The organism is Micromonospora sp. 4G55 (genome assembly GCF_016803375.1).
On record NZ_JAEVHN010000514.1, the window covers coordinates 1 to 4,437 of the forward strand.

5 protein-coding genes and 2 pseudogenes are annotated in these 4,437 nt (G+C 75.6%); all 7 read left to right on the forward strand.

The window, feature by feature from the left end; genetic code table 11:
* Window positions 1–24: 24 nt before the first annotated feature.
* The 7 genes and pseudogenes from JNW89_RS28695 to JNW89_RS28725 all read left to right on the forward strand — a co-directional run bounded on the left by JNW89_RS28695 (window position 25) and on the right by JNW89_RS28725 (window position 4,351).
* The gene (locus JNW89_RS28695; RefSeq protein ID WP_238451481.1) at window positions 25–405 is read left to right on the forward strand and encodes a hypothetical protein; all 381 of its coding nucleotides are present in this window, start codon (window positions 25–27) and stop codon (window positions 403–405) included.
* Window positions 402–1,573: pseudogene (locus tag JNW89_RS28700) on the forward strand (zinc-dependent alcohol dehydrogenase). The gene JNW89_RS28695 and the pseudogene JNW89_RS28700 overlap by 4 nt, the downstream one beginning before the upstream one ends.
* Before the next feature lie 30 nt (window positions 1,574–1,603).
* Window positions 1,604–2,785, forward strand: a complete 1,182-nt coding sequence (locus JNW89_RS28705; RefSeq protein ID WP_238451478.1) for a trans-acting enoyl reductase family protein — start codon at window positions 1,604–1,606, stop codon at window positions 2,783–2,785.
* Between the two features lie 69 nt (window positions 2,786–2,854).
* Window positions 2,855–3,061: pseudogene (locus tag JNW89_RS28710) on the forward strand (MerR family transcriptional regulator); the annotation flags it as partial.
* A gap of 164 nt (window positions 3,062–3,225) precedes the next feature.
* Window positions 3,226–3,399 (forward strand): hypothetical protein, encoded by a 174-nt coding sequence (locus JNW89_RS28715; protein ID WP_238451479.1) that lies wholly within the window; start codon window positions 3,226–3,228, stop codon window positions 3,397–3,399.
* The gene (locus tag JNW89_RS28720; protein ID WP_154941519.1) at window positions 3,396–3,866 is read left to right on the forward strand and encodes a roadblock/LC7 domain-containing protein; all 471 of its coding nucleotides are present in this window, start codon (window positions 3,396–3,398) and stop codon (window positions 3,864–3,866) included. Before JNW89_RS28715 ends, JNW89_RS28720 begins: the two co-directional genes overlap by 4 nt.
* Window positions 3,863–4,351: a DUF742 domain-containing protein gene (locus JNW89_RS28725; RefSeq protein ID WP_238451480.1), complete on the forward strand. Its 489-nt coding sequence runs from the start codon at window positions 3,863–3,865 to the stop codon at window positions 4,349–4,351. The genes JNW89_RS28720 and JNW89_RS28725 overlap by 4 nt, the downstream gene beginning before the upstream one ends.
* Window positions 4,352–4,437 lie beyond the last annotated feature (86 nt).

Here is a 4,437-nt window from a genome sequence, read left to right on the forward strand (position 1 = left end):
CGAGGCGGTGCTGCGCGGCGGACGGTGGCCGGAGCCGCTGCGTCCGCTGGACGGCGCGGTGGAGCTGCGCCTGCGCCCGGCCCCCGGCGGGCGCGGCAGGTGGTGACGGTGGACCGCCCGCCCGAGGCGGTGCTGCGCGGCGGACGGTGGCCGGAGCCGCTGCGTCCGCTGGACGGCGCGGTGGAGCTGCGCCTGCGCCCGGCCCCCGGCGGGCGCGGCAGTGAGCTGGCCGCCCGGCCGCTCGGCGGGGTGGCGACCCTGCCCGGAATGGCGGCACACCTGGTCGGTGACGACCCGGGCCTGTTCCTGCGGGACGTGCTGCGCCGGGTCAAGCAGCTCACCGAGACCGGCGAGGTGCTGCGCGCGGACCGCTCGGCGGTGGACCGGCCGGCGGTGCCGGGGTGAGGGCGCTCTGCTGGGAGGGCGTCGACTCGCTGGCGGTACGCCAGGTGCCCGACCCGGAGCTGCGCAACGCGCACGACATGATCGTCCGGGTCCGGCGCAGCGCCACCTGCGGGACGGACCTGCCGCTGCTCGGCGGCCGGCTGCCCTTCGTCGCCGCCGGGGACGTGCTGGGGCACGAGTTCGTCGGCGAGGTGGCCGAGGTCGGCGCGGAGGTGCGCCGGCACCGGGTCGGCGACCGGGTGGTGGTCAGCGCGGCGGTGGCCTGCGGCAGCTGCTGGTACTGCCGGCAGGGGCTGCACTCCTGCTGCGACAACTCCGGCACCGCTCCGGCCGTCGCCGAGTCGGCGTGGGGTCAGCCCACCGCCGGCTGCTACGGCCAGCCCGCGGCGCTGGGCGGCTTCGCCGGCAGCCACGCCGAGTACGTCCGGGTGCCGTACGCCGACGTCGGCGCGTTCACCGTGCCCGACCCGGTCAGCGACGACCGGGCCGTCTTCGCCTCGGACGCGGCCCCGGCCGGCTGGATGGGCGCGGAACTGGGCGAGGTGGGCCCCGGCGACGTCGTCGCGGTCTGGGGCGCGGGCGCGGTGGGCCAGTTGACCGCGCAGGCGGCGACGCTGCTCGGCGCGGACCGGGTGATCGTGATCGACCGGCATCCGGAGCGGCTGGCGATGGCCGAGCGGCACACCGGCGCGGAGACCCTCAACTACGAGCTGACCGACGTCCCCGCGGAGCTGCGCGAACGCAGCGGCGGGCGCGGCCCGGACGTCTGCGTGGAGGCGTCGGCACGGCCGACGGCAGCGGGAGGCCGGCGTCGCTGGCCGCCCGGCTCACCGGCCACCGGGGCGACGGCGAGGACCCGCTCGCGGTGCGGGAGGCGGTGCACGCCTGCCGCAAGGGCGGCACCGTCTTCGTCTCCGGCACCTTCACCGGCTTCGTCCACACCTTCCCGCTCGGCGCGGTGATGAACAAGGGGCTCACCCTGCGCAGCGCCCGCCAGCACGGGCAGCGGTGGATTCCGATGCTGCTGGACCGGATGGCCCGCGACGAGCTGCGCACGGAACACCTGGCCACCCACCGGTTCCCGCTGGAGCAGGGCCCGACCGGGTACGCGCTGTTCCGGGACCGGGCCGACGGCTGCGTCCGGACCGTCTTCACACCGGAGGGGTGAAAAAGCCCTCATGGATGGCAGACTCGGCGGATGCGTGACGACCGCCCGTACGACCTCGTCCTGTTCGGTGCGACCGGCTTCACCGGTGGCCTGACCGCCGAGTACCTGGCCCGGCACGCCCCCGCCGGGCTGCGCTGGGCCCTCGCCGGCCGCAACCCGGCCAAGCTGGCGGCGGTCCGCGACCGGCTGACCGACATCGACGCGGAGCTGGCGGAGCTGCCGCTGCTCACCGCCGACGTCACCGACGCCGCCTCGCTGCGGGCGGTCGCCGAGAGCGCCCGGGTGGTGGCCAGCACCGTCGGCCCGTACATCCACCACGGGGAGCCGCTGGTGGCCGCCTGCGCCGCCGCCGGCACCGACTACCTGGACATCACCGGCGAGCCGGAGTTCGTCGACCTGATGTACGTGCGACACCACGCCGAGGCGGTGCGCACCGGGGCGCGGCTGGTGCACGCCTGCGGCTTCGACTCGATCCCGCACGACCTGGGCGCCTGGTACACGGTGAAGCAGCTCCCGTCGGACGCGCCGATCACGGTGGACGGCTTCGTCCGGGCGGGCGGGCGGTTCTCCGCCGGCACGTACCACTCGGCGCTGACCGCGTTCTCCCGCACCGGCGAGATGAGCCGGGCGGCGAAGGAGCGCAAGGCCGTCGAGCCCCGGCCCGAGGGTCGGCGGGTCCGCGCGGTCCCGGGCCGGGTGGGCCGGTCGAAGGAGATCGGCATGTGGGCGGTGCCGCTGCCCACCATCGACCCGCAGGTGGTCCGGCGGTCCGCGGCGGCCCGCCCGGAGTACGGCCCGGACTTCCGGTACCGGCACTTCGCCGCGGTGAAACGACTGCCCACGATCCTGGTCAGTGGGGTCGGGTTCGCCGGCCTGGTCGGCCTGGTGAAGCTGCCGCCGACCCGGCGTTGGCTGCTCGGCCGGCTCGCCTCCGGGCAGGGGCCGACCGCCGAGCAGCGGGCGAAGTCCTGGTTCCGGGTGCGCTTCCTGGGCTCCGGCGGGGGCCGGCGGGTGCTGACCGAGGTCTCCGGCGGCGACCCCGGCTACGACGAGACGGCGAAGATGCTCGCCGAGTCGGCGCTCTGCCTGGCCTGCGACGACCTGCCGGCCACCGCCGGACAGGTCACCCCGGTGACCGCGATGGGCGACGCGCTGCTGGACCGGCTGGTCAAGGCCGGCATCACGTTCCGGGTGCTGGACGCGCCGCGGTGAGCGCCCGCCGCCCCGCCGCTTGACCCTCGACCTGGTTGAGGCGACAGGATCATCGTCGTGGAGAGCGAGCTGCGCAGCATCGGCGAGCTGGCCCGGGCCAGCGGCCTGACGGTCAGCGCCCTGCGGTTCTACGACCGCTGCGGGGTGCTGGCCCCGGCGCGGGTGGACCCGGTGACCGGCTACCGGTGGTACACCGACGACCAGGTGGCCCCGGCCCGGCTGGTCGCCGGCCTGCGCCGGGTCGGCATGCCGTTGGCGGGCATCGCCGAGGCGCTGCGCCACCGGCCGAGCCGGCGGTCGGTCCGGTGGACGCCACCGGCGCGGACCCGGACGCCGCCCGGACGCTGGTCGAGCAGTTCCAGTCCGGGGTACGCCGGGCCGAGCAGTCCGACTGGGCCGACCTTGGCACCACTCAGGGCCGGCCACGGCTGAGCCGACGGGTGCCCGGGGCAAACCTGGCGGTCACCCCGCCGCAGCAGGCCCTGATCAGCCAGCCGCCGCAGGACCCGACCGAGGTCCGGGAGCTGATCGCGGAGTTCGAGGCGGGCGTCGCCCGGGCTCTGCGTGAAGTCAACACCGACCACCGCCACGACGAAGAGGAATCATCACGGTGACCAGCCCCTTCCTGCACGACAACGTCGACCACCCGACCCACGCCGGGCCCGACCTCAGCCCGGAGGCGCGCACCTTCAACTGGCTGCTGGACTCGTTCACGTCGAGCACAGCCGGGGTCCTGGAGGCGATCGCCGTGTCCTCGGACGGGCTGCTGATGGCCATGTCGGCCATCAAGGACCGGTCCAACGCCGAGCGGCTCGCCGCCGTCGTCTCCGGCATGACGAGCCTGGCCGGTGGCGCGGCGAGCTGGTACGCCCTCGGCGGGCTGAACCGGGTGATCGTGGACATGGCCGACGGTTACCTGCTGATCAGCGCGATCAGCAGCGGCTCGGTGCTCGGCGTCGTCGCCGACCGGTCGGCCAACCTGGGCACCGTGGCGTACGAGATGACCCTCTTCGCCGGGCGGGCCGGCGGCGCCCTCAGCCCGACACTCATCGCCGAGCTGAAGAACGCCGTTCAGCAATGACCCGGCAGGCCGCCGGCGAGGAACCGGACCCGGACCCGACGGTCCGGATCCGTCCCTACCTGCGGACGTCGGCGGCGACCGACGGGCGCGTACCGGCGACGAGGCCGGCGCCCGGGCCCGACCCGCAGGCCGAGCGACCGGCCGGCCCGCGACCGTTCGTGCTCACCGCCGGGCGGGTCACCGGCACCGACCCGGCGATCGGCCTGGAGACCCAGGTGACCGCGCGACCGGGCGGCGGGCCCTGGACGGCCACCCCGGCAGCCCGGCTCGCCCCCGAGTTGCAGGCGATCATCGCGCTCTGCGGTGAACCCATCTCGGTCGCCGAGATCTCCGCCCGGATGCGGATGCACTTCGGCGTGGCCTGCGTCCTGGTCGGCGACCTGCGAGCCGCCGGCCACCTCGACGTGCACGTCGGGGACGTCGACGACGCCCTCGACCCCGACATCATCCTGCGAGTGATTGAGGGACTCCGTGCGATCTCCTGAATGGCCGGTCGCCCCGCTGGGCGGGGTCTCCTCGAACAGCGCCGCCACCCGCTACGGCAGCCCGGCGGGCGGTGGGGCAGGCCGTA